The organism is Bradyrhizobium sp., assembly GCF_019242285.1.
GTDB lineage: Bacteria > Pseudomonadota > Alphaproteobacteria > Rhizobiales > Xanthobacteraceae > Bradyrhizobium.
In genome coordinates, this window is the sequence record NZ_JAFAVV010000866.1 from 1 (window position 1) to 2065 (window position 2065).

2 protein-coding genes are annotated in these 2065 nt (G+C 64.7%); both read right to left on the reverse strand.

All coding sequences use genetic code 11. The features are described 5' to 3' along the window. The coding region (locus JOY90_RS40265) for a cation:proton antiporter (protein WP_367277034.1) at positions 1 to 811 on the reverse strand (811 nt) is incomplete at its 3' end. Then, positions 808 to 1518 carry a cation:proton antiporter gene (locus tag JOY90_RS40270; protein WP_367277035.1) on the reverse strand — a complete coding sequence of 237 codons (711 nt, stop codon included), beginning with the start codon at positions 1516 to 1518 and terminating at the stop codon, positions 808 to 810. The genes JOY90_RS40265 and JOY90_RS40270, both read right to left, overlap by 4 nt. Between the last annotated feature and the right edge of the window lie 547 nt (positions 1519 to 2065).

Below are 2065 nucleotides of genomic sequence, written 5' to 3' on the forward strand. Positions count from 1 at the left end.
TGAGTTCCATGAGGTCCAATTCCTCTTCAACGCGGCGATAGGCGTCGTCGCCGATCACGCCGATACGGCGCAGGCGATCCAGGGCTTGACGCGAGGCGGTCACGAGCCGGCGGCGCAACACATTCTCCGCCGTATCGCGTGGATCGCGGCCGCACGAAGCCCGCTCAAGCGCGCCTTGGAATTCAAGCCGGAGCCGCTGCGCAGCGGGCGTATCATTGCCGTCGAGCTCGGCAAGAGCTGCTTCCAGAGCTGATCGCCTCGCGGTGCTGACTTCCGCCTCTACGATATCTTCTTTGGGCAGCTGCACTAAGGTAAGGAGCGGTCGAAGCGTGACGCCTTGGATCAGCAAGGTCCCGAGTACAACTACGAACGCGGTCAGCTGGATGAAGTCACGGTACGGGAAGGCATCCGGCAGCGCTAAGGCGGCGGCGATGGTGACGATCCCTCGCATACCGGCCCAACCCACTACCAGAGCCCCGCCTGTCGTCGGCTGCGCCACGGCGGATGTTGGGCCATCCCGATGCGAGTGCCGCGCAAGCCGAAGCACGCCGTCGTAGACGAAGGTCCAGACAAGACGCACGCCGATCGCGACGGCCAGCACGGCGACCGCAGCGGTTAGGAGATGGAGGCGTTCCGGGGGGTTGACGACCTCGATAATAGGCCTGATCTGTAGCCCGATGAGCGTGAAGGCCAGCACGTTCAGCACCATTGTGGCGGTTTCCCAGATCGCAAACGACGGCACTCGAACCCGGGCGGACAGCGGGGCGGCAGTCCCGCGCGCTAATGTCAGACCGAACACCACGACGGTCACGACTCCTGAGAGTCCGAGCCGCTCGGAGAGCAGCCACTCGGTGAAAGTGAACACGAATTGGGGATTACAGAGCTGGGCGCGTCGGTGATCCTTGCAATCACGAAGCTTACCGGCCAGGCGAGCAGCCAGCCTGCGACGATGCTCCCGAACACAACGATGGCGAAGGTAGGGGCGGCGTCCGTCGCGCTGAAGCCGCCCGCAGCGACAGCGCCTACCGCGAGCCGATAAGTCAAAAGCGCGGAGGCGTCGTTCAGCAGGCTTTCGCCTTCGAGGATCACCCGCATGCGGTAGGGCGGTCGGACCTGCCGCAGGACGGCAAGCGCGGCTACCGCGTCAGGCGGCGCCACAACCGCGCCCAGGGCGATGGCGGCGGCCCAAGGCATGTCCGGAAAGATCGACCGGGCGGCAGCGGCAACCGCGATCGTCGTCAGCGCGACCGCGACGAGGACGAGAGAAGCAACTGGCCGCCAGTTGGCGCGCAGGTCGCGCAAGGAGGCATCATAGGCCGCATCCAGGAGCACAGGCGCGACGAAGAGGGCGAGGATCAGCTCCGGCGGGAGCTGGAAGCGGGGTACCTCGGGCACGAAGGCCAGCCCTGCGCCGCCAACCGCGAGGAGGGTGGGATACGGCACCCCAACCCGCCTCGCGATCGAGGATAGGATCGTCGCAACAAGGAGCAGCGCCAGGATGGCTTCGAAAGCGTACATGAAGTCGAAGTCCTGCTCCGGATAGGCGGCGCCGCGCCGCGGCTAGGTGCTTGCGAGACTCGTCGCAGAGTTCGAAGGTTCTCGCTTCCGGCTCGCGATTGCTAAAGCGAGTGATTCTGCATAGCCGAACCATTTTCCACCGCCTCGGCAAGCAGCATCTTCTGACAGGCCGAAGTGGAGCACCTTTCCTGCGCAAATGCGGAATCCCGCCGTCCGGCGGCGTATCTGACGTTAGAGGTTTTGCTGTTCGCGACTACCTGTCGCCCGCTTCATTCCTACTGACGTTTCGCGGCACCATCTTCACCGTTGCGGCACGCGCACGCGTAACCTCGTGGCCCTGCGGACCAAGGTCGGCGCGGTGTTCCTCCGTGGCAAATCCGTACGCCTAAAAAAGGTGCCACCGCGTTTTCGGGAATGCTAGCCCGACGCGGAGCCTGGCTGGTTCTGACTCAGTCGGCAGCGGCATCCTTGCTCGCCTCGATCACGAGGCACGTCGCCTCGAGCTGCAGCAGTTGGTCACGCGTCAGGTGCGACAGGTCGAGCTTCG